Raw genomic sequence first — 15,891 nt, 5'->3', positions numbered from 1 at the left:
CCACACTCTCCCATCTTTCCCGCGTCCCTCTACCGTCGCCTCGCCCCTCTACCGTCACTCCCGCGAACGCGGGAGTCCATCGTGCCACCCGCTCCCACGCCGCCCCCAGTCTGCGAACAATCCCGCAAATTGCCATCCCCTGCCAAACCGGATAAAACCGCGAGACATAACCCTGCGCACAAAGGCCCCGCATGTCATCAAACCCGGACACCCCAACCCCAAAACCAAACGGCAAAACCGCGATGATCATTGGTGCGGGTCCGGCGGGGCTGATGGCGGCCGAACGCCTCGCCGGGTCCGGTCATGCGGTCACGATCTATGAGGGCATGCCAAGTGCCGGGCGCAAATTCCTGATGGCGGGGAAATCGGGGCTCAACATCACCCATGCCGAAGACCTCGAAACCTTTCTGTCGCGCTATGGCACCTCGCGCGCACGGCTCGAACCGCACTTACGCAAATTCGGCCCCAACGAAATCCGCGACTGGTGTGCGGGGCTTGGTATCGAAACCTTTGTCGGCTCCTCTGGCCGCGTCTTTCCGACCGCGATGAAGGCAAGCCCGCTTTTGCGCGCATGGCTGCGTCGTCTGGATGGTTTGGGCTGCAAAATCCATTACCGCCATTACTGGACCGGCTGGGATGAAACCGAAAATGCCGTTTTCAAAACCCCGGACGGCGAAGTGACCGCCACGGCCGATATCACCGTTCTGGCATTGGGCGGCGGAAGCTGGAAACGGCTGGGATCGGATGGCAAATGGATGGAAATCCTTAAATCCGCCGGGATCAGATGCAATCCGTTCAAACCGGCCAATTGCGGCTTTGACGTCGCCTGGACCGACCATCTGATCGATAAATGCGCGGGCTCCCCGGTCAAGGCCGTGACGCTGACGGTTAAAACCAAATCCGGCCCACAAACCGTGCGCGGCGAATTCGTGATTTCCAGAACCGGGATCGAAGGCAGTGCCGTCTATGCCATCTCGGCAGCCCTTCGCGATCAATGGCTTGAAACCGGCGATGCTACCGTCACGCTCGACCTGACGCCCGACCGCGACCTGGCCGATGTCACAGCGCGCCTTGCCAAACCACGTAGCAAAAACTCGCTTGGCAATCACCTGCGCAAAACGCTCGGTCTGGACGCCACCAAAACAGCCCTGATTTTCGAAACCACCCCGCGCGAAACCCTGAACGACCCCGCCAAACTGGCAACCGCGATCAAGGCCCTGCCGCTTAGAATCACCAAACCCCGCCCGATTGACGAAGCCATCAGTACTGCGGGCGGTGTCGCATGGGAAGAACTCGACGACACCTTCCAACTCAAAAAACGCCCCGGCACCTATTGCGTGGGCGAGATGGTCGATTGGGAAGCGCCGACGGGGGGGTATTTGTTGAGCGGGTGTTTCGTATTCTAAGCTAAATTAAATTTTTAGCTTAGATTTGGAGAATGGGTTCCTTCGAGTGAAATGCTGGTTGGTCGTCAAATCGGATACAACCTTAATTTTGTCACGCAACATTTCGAATTGGAGGAATTTACGTGATTTAGCACCTCCGCTCACAGTCTGGTTATCCTTTATATATCCAGCAAAACATCCAAGCAAAAAATCTGGAACAGAAACCCCCAAGCACTCTTTCCCAACAAACGAAACATTTCCCTTAGGAAGAATAACTCGTTTATCATTTAAATGATAACTATTAACATAATCAACAACACCATAAATATCGTCATTACTTATTTTGCTATTTCTCTCTATTGATACAAAAACAATTGACCTATCTATTTTATAATAATTTCTCATGATAATATTCTTAAAATTTTCAATATATCTATCTCGATAATTACTCTCGCCAACTGCGTTAATAGATATATACCCATTAAAAGGAAGTATCTGAAGGCACTGAATAAATTCCTTCTTTAAGTCCTCGGTGCAATCTACATAATGAAGACCACGCTCTTTAATTAAGTCAACTTTACCATCAGACCATGGATTTGATAGAAAATTATCTAAAATCTCGAAAATTGAATTGTCAATTTCACGTTGTTTATTCGTCACCGATGCGGCAAGCGCTAAGTAATTAGTTCCATTGTGTGAAAATTCAGCTTCATCAATGATAATGTTGAACACTTCGTATTCTTGCTTATGCGCTGAAAAATATGGTCGAAAACCACTATCTCGGAGAATTTTTTGCCATATAGCATTAATTTCGAAAGATTTTCTAGGCTCATGATAGCTCACATAATGCACAAGCCCATCAATTCGGTTTACTTCTCTTTGAACATTCTCGTGCTCATGAATTCCTAAACGACCAAAATGATCATAAATTCCAAATTTATCCATGTAGTATAGTGATTTTCGAAGGTCTTTCTTTATCTTTCTTGGAACATGCGGGGCCTCCGTATCTGAAACACTTAACCCAGTTACGTAATGAGCTTGACCAGATTTGGAGAACTTTATCTTCTCGTGTGCCAAACTAAAATTATGCCTAGCAACTATTTCTTCGATATGACTTATCTCCGGCAAAATCTCATCACTAGAGAATGTTAAATCATCAACATATCTTGAATACTGACAATTGAACTTTTCCGCCAGATCCGACAATTCACAATCCATTTTGTGCGCAAGCACGTTGGCTATGACAGGACTGGTAGACAACCCCATTGGTAAACGAGATGAAATAGTGAGAAATCGAGAGAGAATTTGAGAAATTTTTTCGTCAACCCCACAAGAAACAAATAAAAGTCTTACTTTATCCGCACTGATACTATCAAAAAAATTGCACAGATCGGCATTCAATAAGTACTTTTTCCCAACATGTTTCTCGGCATTTCCACGTGTATTTCGGCCTCCCAAATACCCGTAAGAACAAGAATGTGGATAAGTTTCAATCTGTTTCTGGAAAAAAATATCAAGCTTTCGCGAAAAGCTTTTGTAAACGTCCCTTAAATCCATCAAGGCTTCCCAGACGACCCTTTCTCCTCGATTTGGATTCTTCTTAGGTATTTTGTGGCAAATAAATAGCGGCATGGACAGCATATAAATTCGGCTGTTCTGCTCAGAAAATGAATTGCTACTTTCAGAATCAAAATCCAGCACTAAGTCTAACAAATCAGACTTAACACCAATAAACCTCTCCAACTGATTTCTTTGAGAAACCGACGTTAAATCGTATTTAATATCAGTATCCCCATGGAAATTGAGCGGTTGGGACAGTACCGAACACCTAAGAAAGTGGTACTTTAACAGCAGATGCGACTCGCACCTTAAACCTTGTTCAAAAATACTGTCCCGATTACTTTTTAACAGAGATTATCAATTTATCAATTCAAGAAAAATGGTGTAATTTTGGCCCTACTTTAAAGCAACACTCAATGACAATGCACCGACCCCACCCTGTTATCCATATGGCAACACTGCCCCGGCGGGGAGCTTTTGCGGCAGCCGCCGCCATGTTCAACCGCCGGATCAAACGCGATTGAACCCTGTGCGGCATATGTCGGCACCGGCGCGGTCCCCATCGCAAACAGCGCACTGATCCCCAGAACCACCATCATTTTCATCAATCTGTCCTCCCTTATTCATCCCGAATGATACACCTCTAATATACCTTCGAATACTACTCCTAAGGACAGCCCCAGAAAACAAGTTGACAAAATCAACCAGATTTCATATTGGTTGATAAAGTCAACCATATAGCCGTGCCCGCAACCGCGATATCGGGTGGCATTTTGCCCCGTTTGCCCGCTCCTCGCGCCGCCACTTTGCCACCGCACGCTTTGTTTTCGGAATGTTGCCCCACATGAAGATATCAAAAACCATCCACGCCGACGGATTGCCGCAGCCCCAGCGATCCTTCGCCATGATCGCCGTGTTGCTAACCGTCATGATGGCCGTGCTTGACGGGTCGATCATGAATGTCGCCCTGCCCGCCATCGCGCAGGATCAGAATGTCAGCCCGGCGCACGCCATCTGGGTCATCACCGCCTATCAGTTGGCGGTTGTCGTCGCCCTGCTGCCGCTATCCGCCCTTGGCGAGGCGATTGGCTTTCGCAAGGTCTATCTGGCCGGGATGGTGATTTTCGGCATCGCGTCCGCCCTGTGTGCCTATTCCCCCAATATCGAATTCCTGACATTTGCCCGCGTATTGCAGGGTCTGGGGGGTGCGGCCCTGATGAGCATCAATGCAGCCCTTATGCGCCACAGCGTCCCGCAGGCAAAGCTTGGCCGCGCCATCGGTTTGATTGCCATGGTGGTGTCGATCTCGGCCGCGGCCGGGCCGACCATCGCCTCGGCCATTCTGGCGGTGACGACATGGCACTGGCTGTTTCTGATCAATATCCCGATATCAATCGTGGCAATCGGCCTCGGCACATTCGCCCTGCCCTATACCAAACCGACCCGCACCCGGTTTGACTATATAAGCGCGTTTCTGAACGTGCTGGCATTCGGCGGGCTGATTTCGGCCCTTGGCAATGTCGGCACCCAAAGCCACCCGACGCTGATCGCCGGCCAGTTCGTGATAGCAATCACCGCCGGTTTCTTCCTTGTGCGTCGGCAATTTTCGCGCGAACGGCCGATGCTGCCGCTTGATCTGCTGGCCCGTCCGGTCTTTGCCTGCTCCATCGGGTCATCAATTGCGGGCTTTTGCGCGCAATTCATCGCCTTTGTCGCACTCCCGTTCTATTTCCATGACGTGCTGCATTATAGCGCGGTTGATACCGGCCTTCTGATGACGCCATGGCCCGTCGCCACCGCCATCATCGCCCCCATCGCCGGGCGGCTGGCTGATCGATATTCACCGATCCATCTGACCGGCATCGGCATGGGGATTTTTGCCATCGGCCTGTTTGCCGTCACCCTGATCCCGGCCGGAAGTCCCCATACCGCCCTTGCGATCATTGCCTGTCTGATGATCTGCGGCGTTGGCTTTGGCCTGTTCCAGTCACCCAACAACCGCCTGATGATGACAAGCGCCCCACGGGATCGAAGCGGCGGTGCCGGCGGCATGCTGGCCACCGCCCGTCTGACCGGGCAATCGGTTGGGGCCGCCCTTGCCGCCATCCTGATCGGCACGGGTGGCGCGTTTGATCTGACCGCGATCATGGGGGTTGCGGCGGGCTTTGCCCTGATCTCGGCCGCCATTTGCGAGGGCCGCAAATATGCCATCCGCACCGGCATCATCGCCCCGCATGGTGCGGATGCCGTCGCCAAGCAGTCATGACAAACCCCGCAACACCTTGCGCACCGGCAAGACAGAAACATATCGATGAGTAAGCCAATGGAAACGCCAGAAACCAACCCCGCAAATGCGCATGTCCCCGGCGAAACCCTTCACCGGCTGGTCCATGCCTTCAAGCGTGCGATGCGTGAAGGTTTGCAGGATGCCGATATGCCCTTGCCAATCTCGCAGATGCGCACGCTGAAATGGATCATCAAAAGCCCCGGCGTCACGGCACAGCAAATCGCCACCCGCACCGGGCAGGACAAGGGCCGCATCACGCGGCTTATCAAGGAACTCGAAGAAAACGGATTGATCGAACGCCGCCCCCATCCCGAAGACGGGCGAAGCCAGACCCTGCATTTGACGCCAAAGGGCGATGCGCTGATGGAAGAATATCGTGCCGTAGAAGCCAAAATCCGCACGCGCATGGCCACCGGTTTAAGCCAGAAACAAATCACGGATTTCAACGAAATTGCCAGCCTGATGGCCGACAATCTGGAATCTGAAAACAGATAATCCCTACAGGAGCTTGGAATGAACAGACCAGCACCCCGCGATCTGACCGTGATCCGCAAAACCTATGTCACGCCCAACATGCTGCGCGTGACCCTGGGCGGTGACGGCATCGCATCCTTCCCCGACGATCAGGAAAGCGCCTATGTCAAACTGATCTTCCCGATTGACGGCGATGAAAAGGACCGCGTTCTGCGCCGGACCTATACCGTGCGCCATGACCGCATCACCGATCAGGGCCGCGAGATCGATATCGATTTCGTCATGCATGGCGATGGTTCCGATGATAACGATCACGGCGGCCCGGCCTCGAACTGGGCGGTCAATTGCAAACCCGGCGATCTGATCACCATCGGGGGCCCCGGCCCGAAAAAGCTGGTTGATCCGACCGCCGACTGGTTCCTGATTGTCGGCGATATGACGGCCCTGCCCGCCATTTCGGTCAATCTGGAAACGCTGTCATCCGATGCGCGCGGTTACGCCGTGATCGAAATCGCGTCCGAGGCCGACATGCAGGATTTGCAAAAGCCCGAAAACGTCACCATCGAATGGGTGATCAACCCGCATCCGGGCGAAAATGCCAATGCCCTGCCCGATGTCGTGAAAAAACTGCCCTGGGCCGATGGCCGCCCGTCGGTCTGGGCCGCATGTGAATTTACCGCGATGAAAATGCTGCGCGATCATTTCCGCAATGATCGGGGGCTTGGCAAGGATGATCTTTATATCTCAAGCTACTGGAAACTTGGCCTGAACGAAGACAACCACAAGGTCATCAAGGCCGAGGATGCGCAGGCCGCCTGATCGTGGCCCGGCGATAACCGTTAAAACAAAACGGCTGCGATTGATTTCACAGCCGTTTTTGTTTGCAAGCGATCACGCCGCCAGTGCCGTCACGCTATACCATGTCAGGCCCGCAATCCCGGTTGCCGCCACCCCGCCAACCAGAATCCCGGCGGCAATCGCCACCCCGTCTGACAGCACAAGCCCAAGCCCGACAACGACAAGGCAAAGTGCCGGGATGCTATTCGCACCGGGAACCGGGATCGGAATGGCAATGATGAAGGCAATGACAAGACAGATCAGCCCGATCACCGGCATGCGCTGCGCCGGGACAAAGAACTGCCAGCGGTCCGACATCCGGTTTTCAAGCCAGATCAGCCGTGGCCGCATATGCCGGTAAAGCCCGCTCAGGCGACGGCGGCCAATCCTGCGGCGGCGCATCCAGTCGGGCAGATAAAGTTTCTTGCGCCCGATCACCAGTTGCAGCGCCAGAAACGCCAGCGGAATGGTCAGGATCGCGTTCGGCCCCGGTACCGGCACACAGGCAATCAGCGCAAACAGGACAATCAACGCCCCCTGGCTTTTCTCACCCATCGCATCAAACAGCGCGCCCAGGCTGATATCAGGACTGATATCGGGATCAACACCCTGCGCCGCGCCATTTGCGGGCGGCACAACCTGATCATCATTTAACAGGGCATCAAAGATCGATGAAAGCCTTGCCCCGTCTTCGGGAAGCGGATCGTCGGTTCGTGTCATGATATTCCGTAACTGATTGCGATCACCCCTGATATGTCCAACGATTGTGATCAATCCGTGGCGATATGATGAAATGGCTGGCCGGGATACTCTTGGTTTTTCCCGGCTCAGATATATTGCGAATGCAGTCTGCCCATCTCGCGCCGCGCGAAAAAGCCGGTATGCTGTGTGGTTTTGATTTCTTCGGGACGCAACCGGAATTCCCGGTCATAGACAAAGGTTCGGCTGGCCCCGATCACACCCTTTTCGGAACTGTAAACACCGATCACGATGATCTCGATCCGGCAATCGCGATCCTTTTCCGGGAATTTCTGTTCGTTATCGTCCGATGTTCTTGCGATCTGGCGGCGCACCCGGGCCAGCAGACGATTGACCGAACCAAGTTCGATACATTTCCCCGGCGGCAACGGCCCCTGCAGCGTAACATCGTCAAGCCGTTCGGAAAGCGCACGGCTTTCATCCATCCCGTCATGCGCCCCGTCCTCGTTCCGGGCATCATATCCCTCGCCGGGTTCGGCATCGGTGATAACCTGACAGACACGGTCATTGCCGTTATCAATGCACAGCAAAACCGTTTCGATATGGATGGCTTCCTGGCTCATATTGCTGATCAGGAACCGCGCGGTTTGCGCATGATCAAGCAACTGGTTGATCACGATTTTGGGGCGTCTGGCCCGGCGATAGCTTTGAAAAAGCAGTTGGGCATAGAAAATCCAGACCAGCAATGTCGCAAAGCTGATCAGTATCTGAAGCATTGTGCCGTGCTGCTCTATCCATGCGATCATCGATACCTCGTCTAACGGTGGCGAAATGTGCAGGCTGCACGCGGGCCTTGGCGGCCCCGTTAACGAACGTATCAGCGGGCATTTTGTTTCAAACCGTGCGATGCCCAAACAAAAACGCCCCGGCCATTACTGGCACGGGGCGTTTTTTAGAACCTTGTGGCAACCGGTCTTAGGGGGCCGGCGGCAGGTCTTCTTCAAGGATCACGATATTCAGCGAATAGCTGACTTCACCTTCGTCCTCGTCACGATGCACAACACCGACAAATTCGTCGCCAACGCGCATTTCAATCGGGTGGCCTTTGCGCTTGGGCGCATCGACGGCAATTTTCGGATTATCAAAAGTACGGCGCAGATAATCGGTAACGCGCGCGATTTCGGTCGGTGTCATGTAACTGGTCCCTTGCTTCTGTCAGGTCGGCTTTGGTCTTCTGACCACGTCCGGGGCAAACGGCGCGGCATGCGCGCCAGCACGTCCCCCAACGGGTCTTGCGAAATAAATGACGGGCATTGTCCTTTCACAAACTGTGCCATGAAATCAACCCCGCTTGCGCAAAAAAGGGGCGTTTGACCCAAGTTTTTTGCCTTAACGCTTTCGGGCGATCCCGTTTTGCCCCTGCCACGAAATGAATATCCGTCTTTCCCTTTCCAGAACATGGGAAGGTTGTGGGTGAATGTCTAACGCATGACAATGGAATTTGTGCCCGATAAGCGGTTGCAAAGCGGTGCGCCAAAGGCTAATCGGGTAATATGAGCAAGCAAACAGCATGTCCGGTTTTATACAGTTTCCGTCGCTGCCCCTATGCGATGCGCGCCCGCATGGCCCTGCTGGCAAGCGGGATGGATGTTGAACTGCGCGAAGTTGTCCTGCGCGACAAACCCCAATCCATGATCGATGCATCGCCCAAGGCCACCGTGCCCGTGCTGATCCTGCCCGATGGCAGCGTGATCGATGAAAGCCTTGAAATCATGGTCTGGGCGCTGGCGGAAAATGATCCGGAAAAATGGCTCGAACCCGAAAGCGGCACGCTCGAAGACATGCTGGCCCTGATTTCGCAAAATGACGGCCCGTTCAAACATCATCTCGACCGCTATAAATATTTCAACCGCTACGAGGATGCCGATCCGGCCGAACATCGCCGTGATGCGGAAAAAATCCTTAACCGGCTTGATGGCCGTCTGGCGGTTGGCAAATATCTGTTTGGCACCCGACCGGCCCTGGCCGATTTTGCGATTGCGCCCTTCGTCCGCCAGTTCGCCAATACCGACAGGGACGCGTTTGACGCCGCACCCTTTGTCCATCTGCAACGCTGGCTTGATGATTTCCTGAATTCCCGCTGGTTTGAAACCGCGATGGTCAGATATGACCAGTGGCACGAAGGCGATGAACCGGTGATATTCAAAGCCGCCTGACCGGTCGCCGCCTGCCTGTTTCCATCTGATGAAAAAGCCGTCGTATAGTTATGCGCCCTGTTGCACAATCAGGGCGCGTAACAGGGTATGAATTTTACGGGATTATACTTCTGTTACCATTCACGGGCTGGTCATGGGGGGCGGCTTGTGATAGCAAGCGGGAAATCATCCCATAACGCTTCAGGACCGAGATTGATGGCCGATTATGATGTCAAGCCGCTGATAACGGCGGACGAAATTGCCACACAGATCGATGCGCTTGCCGCCAGGATCAATGAAAACTTCAAGGATACCGAAAAACTGATCGTTGTCGGTCTGCTGCGCGGATCGTTCGTTTTCATCGCCGATCTGGCCCGCAAACTGACCGTTCCGGTCGAAGTCGATTTCATGGTCGCCTCAAGCTACGGCGATTCCACCGAAAGCTCGCGCAATGTCCGCATCATCAAGGATCTTGATGGGCAGATCCGCGGCAAGGACGTGCTGCTGGTCGAAGACATCATCGATACCGGCTATACGCTTTCGGAAGTGGTCCGTTTGCTTAAAACCCGCGATCCGAACCGGCTTGAAATCTGCACCCTTCTGAACAAGCCGTCGCGCCGCGAAGTCGAAATTCCGATCCATTATTGCGGCTTTGACATTCCCGATGAATTTGTCGTCGGCTATGGCATTGATTACGCCCAAGCCAACCGCAACCTGCCCTTTATCGGCACGGTGCATTTCCACGGCGAATAAGGTTTCGGAAATCTGAAATGAAAATGGCGGGAACCATATGGTTATCCCGCCATTTTTGTATCCGTTTCTGGTGCTGGACGATCCGCATCGTCATTGCCCGCCGCATTGGGAAAATCAAACGCGCCAAGATCGGATAAATCCCGCGCCAGCTTGTCCAGCCCCGCCTGCATGCGTTTCGGGTCACCCTGCCCGGTGGCATAACCGGCAGATGCCGCATGGATCAGCATATCAAACAGCATCGCATCCTCGCTGCGTGCCGGTGCTTTTGCAGAACCACTCTGCTTTGCCACCGCATCGCTCGGATCACGCTGCATCATGACCGCAAGTGCGACAAGGCCAAGGGCGATCAAACCCGCACCAATGCCGGTTGCAGCCGCAATCGCCCCGAACTTCGCGGCAAGCCCGACATAGGCCGCCGCCAGCAAAAATCCGATACCGGTCAGAACGATCAGGCCGATCGCGGCAAAAGCCGCAAGCTTGATTGCCGCGGCTCTTGCCATCTCACCGATTGCGTCGGTCAGTTGGTCGATCATTTCTGCAACAGACGGCCGACCAGCATGCCGACACCAAATGTCAGGGCAACCGTTGTCAACGGGCGCTCACGCACCTGATCCACCGCGACTTCGCGCGCATGGTCAAACTGGTCACGTGCCTGGCCCGATACTTCACGGACACGTTCGGCTGCGGCCTGTGCCTTGGTTCTTGCGCTTTCGTTACCCATCGCCTTGAGCGTCTTGGTAACCTCCGAAAGATCCTTGCGCAGGGCATCAACATCAGCCTGCAGTTTGGCATTGTTGGCGGCAGTTTCAGTATTGGCAGCCATTTCGTGCTCCTGTCTTCATTGGGATATTCGTTTTCAACACCCCTTTAACGGCACAGGCACCCTCATGGTTCCCCAAAAGATTATGATCATTTCGGGGCAGGCCCGGCAAGACAGGGCGCAGGCTTTGCCCCACCTTTAAAAAACAGAACGGCCCGTCGTGGGAACGGGCCGTTCATCCCTTGCAGAAATCTGGGCGGATTACGGAGCGTGGGGCTCCGAACCATGCCGGCCAGCAAGATAATCAGTAAGGCAAACCGACATAGTTTTCTGCAAGCGTCGTCAAACCTGCCTTGGATGACAGGATATATTCCAGCTCGGCCTTGCGGATGCGGCCGTCAAAATCGTGATGGTCATCGAATGTGTGCAGCATCGATGTCATCCACCAGCTAAACCGCTCCGCCTTCCACACGCGCGCAAGTGCTGTATCGGAATAGGTTTCAAGCAAATCATCCCGGTTCTGCTTGAATTTCCCGATCAAGGCTTCTGACAGGTAATGCACGTCACTCGCCGCAAGGTTAAGCCCCTTGGCCCCGGTCGGCGGCACGATATGCCCCGCATCGCCCGCCAGGAACAGACGCCCGTGGCTTAGCGGCTCGGCAACAAAGCTTCGAAGCGGTGCGATGCTTTTTTCAAACACCTCGCCCTCATTGACCAGCTCCGCATCGGCCTCGCCAAGCCGCAGGCGAAGCTCGTTCCAGAACCGGTCATCGGACCAGTCTTCAATCTTCTCGCTGCTCGGTACCTGCACATAATGGCGCACAACACTTTCGGATCGCATCGAACAAAGCGCAAATCCCCGGTCGTGGCTGGCATAAATAAGCTCGTCGGCCACCGGCTTCGCCTTCGCCAGAACACCCAGCCAGCCAAACGGATAAACCTTCTCGTAAGTCTTGAGTTTCGATGACGGCATCGTCTGCCGCCCGACCCCGTGGAAGCCGTCACAGGCCGCAATATAATCGCATGTCAGCTCAACCGGATTGCCATCCTTGACATATCGAACACGCGGCTTTGCCGTTTCGATATCATGCAGGCTGACATCCTCCGCCTCGAACACGATCTCGCCGCCATGATCAAGGCGCGCCTGTATCAGATCCTTGGTCACCTCGGTCTGGCCGTAAATCATCACGGTCGCGCCACCGGTCAGTTCTTCGATATTCACATGCTGGCGCTTGCCATTGACGCTGATATAGATCCCGCCATGAATGATGCCCTCGCGCTTCATGCGGGCATCAACGCCGACCCGCTCCATCAGGCCGACCGTCCCCATTTCAAGAACACCGGCCCGGATGCGCCCCTCGACATAGGCGCGGTCCTTGCGTTCAAGGATCACACTGTCAATTCCCTGCACATGCAGCAAATGCGAAAGCAGCAACCCCGAAGGACCGCAGCCGATAATGGCGACAGGGACATGCATGACGTAATCCTCACTCGACTATTCTTGTTGGTTTTCTGGAACAAGAACCGTTCCAACAAGGAAAGAATACGCCTGATTTCACACGGGAAGAATGGATAAACCGGGAAAAGGATGGGACAAATCGAACATCTATATCGCAATGGTTATTGCAACATATCCCGATGGTTTTGATCGGGGCGCTGATGGTCAAAGGATCATCAAAAGGCGGTCAAAAAACCGCCTACCTGATCGGTTGCCAACGATGCAGCGCCGTGACTGTTAATGATGCCACCTGTCCCCGGCATGGCTTGTGCAGTCTGTTCGCACAACCCCCATCCCCGGCACATGGCCTGACCTTCCGGGGTATCAAGGAACCCGTCGAATGCATCGCGCAACACGGCCCCTTGCGGATTTTTGCGGGAAAACAGGATGAACATCTTGTCCGACTGCACCGGGTCGGTCATCTCATAGCGCGTCAACGCATCCTCGCCCAGTACGCGCGCCATATCCAACAGGCCGACTTCTTCTTCCTCGATATAGATGTCGGCCCGCCCGGCATCCAGAAACCGCCACGCGGCCTCCGATGTCGTCACGATATCAACCGGAATCCCCTGACGGCGAAATTCGACTTCATACCAGTAACTGGCAACCCCGACCGGACGCAGCCCAAGCGGACCAAGATCGGCGATTTCGTCGATATCAAGCCCGGCGGGGAACCTATCCTTGCGATAAAAGCCTTTCTGCTGTGCATTTGCGATCGGATAGCGCGGATAAAACGCCTCTGCGGCGCGCTCGTCGGTCCAGATCCAGCTGAATGTCCCGGCATATTCCCCGGCGATGGTTTGCTCATAGGCCCGTCGCCACGGCACAAAGACATACCGCACGCGATATCCGATTGCCTCGAATGCTTCGGTTACGCGCTCTGTATGGATGCCAAAACCCGGTACGTTTTCCGTGATCATCGGGGGCCATTCGCCAACCGCAAACAGCACTTCCGGTTTTGGCTGTGATCTTTCCGGGCCTGCGTTCCCTTCCTGCGCAACAGCCCCGGAAATGCCCCAGACCGTCCCCCAAACGATCTGCAACAGCATCACCAGCCACCGTGGCACGATAACGCCCGTCTGTCTTTTCCCCACGCCCTGCTCCTGCATGGTTACGGCATTGAATGCCGCCTCACCCCGATAAGTCGATTTTATTGTTTTTCGGCATTTGTTTATGTTGATACGCCGTGCCTGACATTAAACGATAGAAATCACAGTTTTTATAGCGTCGAATTAAAATGCATTTAATTTCATCAACATGAAACATCGCATAAAATTTAATCTTTCGGCTGTCGCCCTGCCCCGACCTGTATGCTAAGGTAACTTCCGGTCACTGCACCGGCCCCGTCAAAAGCCTTCTGAAACCGACCAAACGGGACGATGACAGAACACAGTCACTACGTAATCTTCACCGATCTTGACGGCACCCTGCTTGATCATGACACCTATTCCTGGGCCCCGGCGGCCCCGGCGATTGCCCGCGTAAAAAAGCTTGGCATTCCCCTTATCGCAATCTCGTCAAAAACCCTGGCCGAACTTTCCCATATCAATGCCAAGGATCATCTGTTTGATGGATTGATCGGCGAAAATGGCGGCGTCATCCGCCTTGGTGATCAGACCGAACAACCCGGCCCTGCCACCGAAACCATCGATGCCGCCCGTGGTGCGATCCGGGCGGCCGTTGCGGTTCCGGTACAAAGCTTCCGCACCTCATCGCCCGACATCATCGCTGATGCCACCGGGCTTGCGATTGATGATGCCGCGCGCGCCGGGGATCGTTTCTGTTCCGACCCGCTGATCTGGCAACCCGATGATGCCGATGTCGCCACCGCCCGGACCATTGCCGAAACATTCGGCCTGAAACTGGTCAAGGGCGGGCGTTTCCACACCCTTTGCGGCCCGACCGACAAGGGGGCTGCAATGGCGCGCATGGTGGAACTATTGGGCCAAAACGGCGTTCTGTCTTCAACGGGTTTAACGCCGCGCACAATCGCCCTGGGGGATTCCGCCAATGACGCAACCATGCTGGCCGCGGCCGACTTCCCGATCCAGATACCGCAAAAACATGCTTCGGTAACAACCGCATTGATAAAGGATCAGAAACTGATCATCGCCCCGGAACCCGGCCCTTCGGGCTGGAACGCGGGCGTCAACGCCCTTCTCGATCAATTGACCAATACCAATAACAAAAGCGAGGTACTTCATGGCTGATTTTCATCAGGGCGGGCCGATCACGACCCTGCACCGCATCATCGACCGCAACCCCGAAGAACTCGCTTATGAAATGACCGCCTTCGCCCGCCAGCGTCGGCAAACCCTGATCCTGCCCTGCCTTTATTCCGAACTTGAAACCCCGGCCATGACCACGATCCTCGAAGGATTGAAACAGGCCACCTATATCGATCAGATCGTCGTCGGGCTGGACCGGGCCGATGCCACGCAATACGCCTATGCCCGAGAATTTTTCAAGGACCTGCCGCAACATGTCCGGATCCTGTGGAACGATGGCCCGCGCCTGCGCAGCGTCCATGATCGTTTGGCCGAATATGATCTGGCCCGCTATGAACCGGGCAAGGGTCGCAATGTCTGGTATTGCCTTGGCTATACACTGGCATCGGGCCGAAGCTCGGTCATCGGCATTCATGATTGCGACATCGCAACCTACAAGCCCGATCTGCCCGCCCGCCTGATGTATCCGATTGCCAACCCGGCATTCAATTTCGCCTTCGCCAAGGGATACTATGCCCGCGTTGCCAATGGCACGCTCAAGGGCCGGGTCTGCCGCCTGTTTGTCACCCCGCTGATCCGTGCGCTTAAACAGGTCGTCGGCAAAACCGAATTTCTCAATTACCTTGATTGCTTCCGCTATTCGCTTTCGGGGGAAATGGCCATCCGCACCGACGTTGCCTATGGCCTGCGGGTTGCGTCCGACTGGGGGCTTGAAATTTCAATGCTCTCGGAAATGTATCGCAACCATACGGTCCACCGTCTGGCGCAGGTCGATATCGCCGATATCTATGATCACAAACACCGCGAATTTGACCCCGCCGAAAAGGATGACGGCCTGTCACGCATGGCAAGCGACATCGCGAAATCCCTGTTCCGCAAACTCGCAACCCAGGGCACGGTTTTCTCGCATGAAACCTTCCGCACGCTCAAGGCCACCTATTATCGCACCGCCCTTGACCTGATCGAACAATACCGGGCCGATGCGCTGTTTAACGGCCTTAAAATCAATCGCGACGAAGAAGAAAAATGTGTCGAGGTCCTGGCCGAAGTCATCATGAGTGCCGGTCAGCATTACCTTGATAACCCGCTCGAAAGCCCCTTCATCCCAAGCTGGCAACGCGTTGAAAGTGCCATGGACGATATCTTCGAACAGCTATCGGCTGCTGTCGAAGACGACCTGAACGATGCCGGAATTGGCAAAAACTGATGCGCCAA

At 54.4% G+C, this 15,891-nt stretch carries 17 protein-coding genes; 8 read left to right on the top strand and 9 right to left on the bottom strand.

Annotation, left to right across the window (positions count from 1 at the left end; genetic code table 11):
- The first annotated feature begins 191 nt into the window (after positions 1-191).
- The gene (locus AUP42_RS18405; RefSeq protein ID WP_062953063.1) at positions 192-1,406 is read left to right on the top strand and encodes a TIGR03862 family flavoprotein; all 1,215 of its coding nucleotides are present in this window, start codon (positions 192-194) and stop codon (positions 1,404-1,406) included.
- Positions 1,407-1,412: 6 nt separating this feature from the next.
- On the opposite strand, the gene AUP42_RS18400 is transcribed toward AUP42_RS18405, so the two are convergent.
- Both AUP42_RS18400 and AUP42_RS18395 read right to left on the bottom strand, forming a co-directional pair.
- Positions 1,413-3,128, bottom strand: a complete 1,716-nt coding sequence (locus AUP42_RS18400) for a reverse transcriptase family protein (protein WP_062953062.1) — start codon at positions 3,126-3,128, stop codon at positions 1,413-1,415.
- A 230-nt stretch (positions 3,129-3,358) separates the two neighbouring features.
- On the bottom strand, positions 3,359-3,550 hold the full coding sequence (locus AUP42_RS18395) for a hypothetical protein (RefSeq protein WP_062953061.1): 192 nt from the start codon (positions 3,548-3,550) through the stop codon (positions 3,359-3,361).
- Between the two features lie 239 nt (positions 3,551-3,789).
- Here AUP42_RS18395 and AUP42_RS18390 point away from each other — a divergent pair, with 239 nt between their 5' ends.
- The 3 genes from AUP42_RS18390 to AUP42_RS18380 are packed head-to-tail and all read left to right on the top strand — an operon-like array spanning position 3,790 to position 6,525.
- The gene (locus tag AUP42_RS18390) at positions 3,790-5,211 is read left to right on the top strand and encodes an MFS transporter (protein WP_082824849.1); all 1,422 of its coding nucleotides are present in this window, start codon (positions 3,790-3,792) and stop codon (positions 5,209-5,211) included.
- 45 nt (positions 5,212-5,256) lie between these two features.
- Positions 5,257-5,727 carry a MarR family winged helix-turn-helix transcriptional regulator gene (locus AUP42_RS18385; protein WP_062953059.1) on the top strand — a complete coding sequence of 157 codons (471 nt, stop codon included), beginning with the start codon at positions 5,257-5,259 and terminating at the stop codon, positions 5,725-5,727.
- Positions 5,728-5,745: 18 nt separating this feature from the next.
- Positions 5,746-6,525 (top strand): siderophore-interacting protein, encoded by a 780-nt coding sequence (locus AUP42_RS18380; RefSeq protein WP_062953058.1) that lies wholly within the window; start codon positions 5,746-5,748, stop codon positions 6,523-6,525.
- Between the two features lie 72 nt (positions 6,526-6,597).
- On the opposite strand, the gene AUP42_RS18375 is transcribed toward AUP42_RS18380, so the two are convergent.
- The 3 genes from AUP42_RS18375 to AUP42_RS18365 all read right to left on the bottom strand — a co-directional run bounded on the left by AUP42_RS18375 (position 6,598) and on the right by AUP42_RS18365 (position 8,436).
- Entirely contained in the window at positions 6,598-7,263 is a 666-nt protein-coding gene (locus AUP42_RS18375; protein ID WP_062953057.1) for an exopolysaccharide biosynthesis protein, read from the bottom strand.
- A gap of 107 nt (positions 7,264-7,370) precedes the next feature.
- Positions 7,371-8,048, bottom strand: coding sequence for a hypothetical protein (locus tag AUP42_RS18370; protein ID WP_062953056.1), 678 nt, complete (start codon positions 8,046-8,048; stop codon positions 7,371-7,373).
- Positions 8,049-8,217: 169 nt separating this feature from the next.
- Complete coding sequence (locus AUP42_RS18365; protein WP_062953055.1) at positions 8,218-8,436, bottom strand: DUF3126 family protein; 219 nt, start codon at positions 8,434-8,436, stop codon at positions 8,218-8,220.
- Between the two features lie 359 nt (positions 8,437-8,795).
- On the opposite strand from AUP42_RS18365, the gene AUP42_RS18360 reads away from it, so the two are divergent.
- Positions 8,796-9,458 (top strand): glutathione S-transferase, encoded by a 663-nt coding sequence (locus tag AUP42_RS18360; RefSeq protein WP_082824848.1) that lies wholly within the window; start codon positions 8,796-8,798, stop codon positions 9,456-9,458.
- A 195-nt stretch (positions 9,459-9,653) separates the two neighbouring features.
- A complete protein-coding gene (gene hpt / locus AUP42_RS18355) occupies positions 9,654-10,190 on the top strand; it encodes a hypoxanthine phosphoribosyltransferase (RefSeq protein WP_062953053.1) in 537 nt (178 codons plus the stop codon).
- Between the two features lie 41 nt (positions 10,191-10,231).
- Here the strand turns inward: hpt and AUP42_RS18350 are convergent, their stop codons facing one another.
- The 4 genes from AUP42_RS18350 to AUP42_RS18335 form a co-directional block, all read right to left on the bottom strand.
- A complete protein-coding gene (locus tag AUP42_RS18350; RefSeq protein WP_062953052.1) occupies positions 10,232-10,723 on the bottom strand; it encodes a hypothetical protein in 492 nt (163 codons plus the stop codon).
- Positions 10,720-11,013, bottom strand: coding sequence for a DUF883 family protein (locus AUP42_RS18345; RefSeq protein WP_062953051.1), 294 nt, complete (start codon positions 11,011-11,013; stop codon positions 10,720-10,722). Before AUP42_RS18345 ends, AUP42_RS18350 begins: the two co-directional genes overlap by 4 nt.
- Positions 11,014-11,254: 241 nt before the next feature.
- Positions 11,255-12,427 (bottom strand): 4-hydroxybenzoate 3-monooxygenase, encoded by a 1,173-nt coding sequence (pobA, locus tag AUP42_RS18340; RefSeq protein WP_062953050.1) that lies wholly within the window; start codon positions 12,425-12,427, stop codon positions 11,255-11,257.
- Between the two features lie 197 nt (positions 12,428-12,624).
- Positions 12,625-13,542 carry a substrate-binding periplasmic protein gene (locus AUP42_RS18335; protein ID WP_062953049.1) on the bottom strand — a complete coding sequence of 306 codons (918 nt, stop codon included), beginning with the start codon at positions 13,540-13,542 and terminating at the stop codon, positions 12,625-12,627.
- 285 nt (positions 13,543-13,827) lie between these two features.
- Here AUP42_RS18335 and AUP42_RS18330 point away from each other — a divergent pair, with 285 nt between their 5' ends.
- Both AUP42_RS18330 and AUP42_RS18325 read left to right on the top strand, forming a co-directional pair.
- The gene (locus tag AUP42_RS18330; protein ID WP_062953048.1) at positions 13,828-14,658 is read left to right on the top strand and encodes an HAD-IIB family hydrolase; all 831 of its coding nucleotides are present in this window, start codon (positions 13,828-13,830) and stop codon (positions 14,656-14,658) included.
- Positions 14,651-15,883 carry a hypothetical protein gene (locus AUP42_RS18325; protein WP_062953047.1) on the top strand — a complete coding sequence of 411 codons (1,233 nt, stop codon included), beginning with the start codon at positions 14,651-14,653 and terminating at the stop codon, positions 15,881-15,883. Before AUP42_RS18330 ends, AUP42_RS18325 begins: the two co-directional genes overlap by 8 nt.
- Positions 15,884-15,891: the final 8 nt, after the last annotated feature.

This window comes from Thalassospira lucentensis (assembly GCF_001613805.1).
GTDB lineage: Bacteria > Pseudomonadota > Alphaproteobacteria > Rhodospirillales > Thalassospiraceae > Thalassospira > Thalassospira lucentensis_A.
The sequence above is the reverse complement of the archived record's forward strand: the minus strand, read 5'-3'. Positions and strand labels throughout refer to the sequence as shown.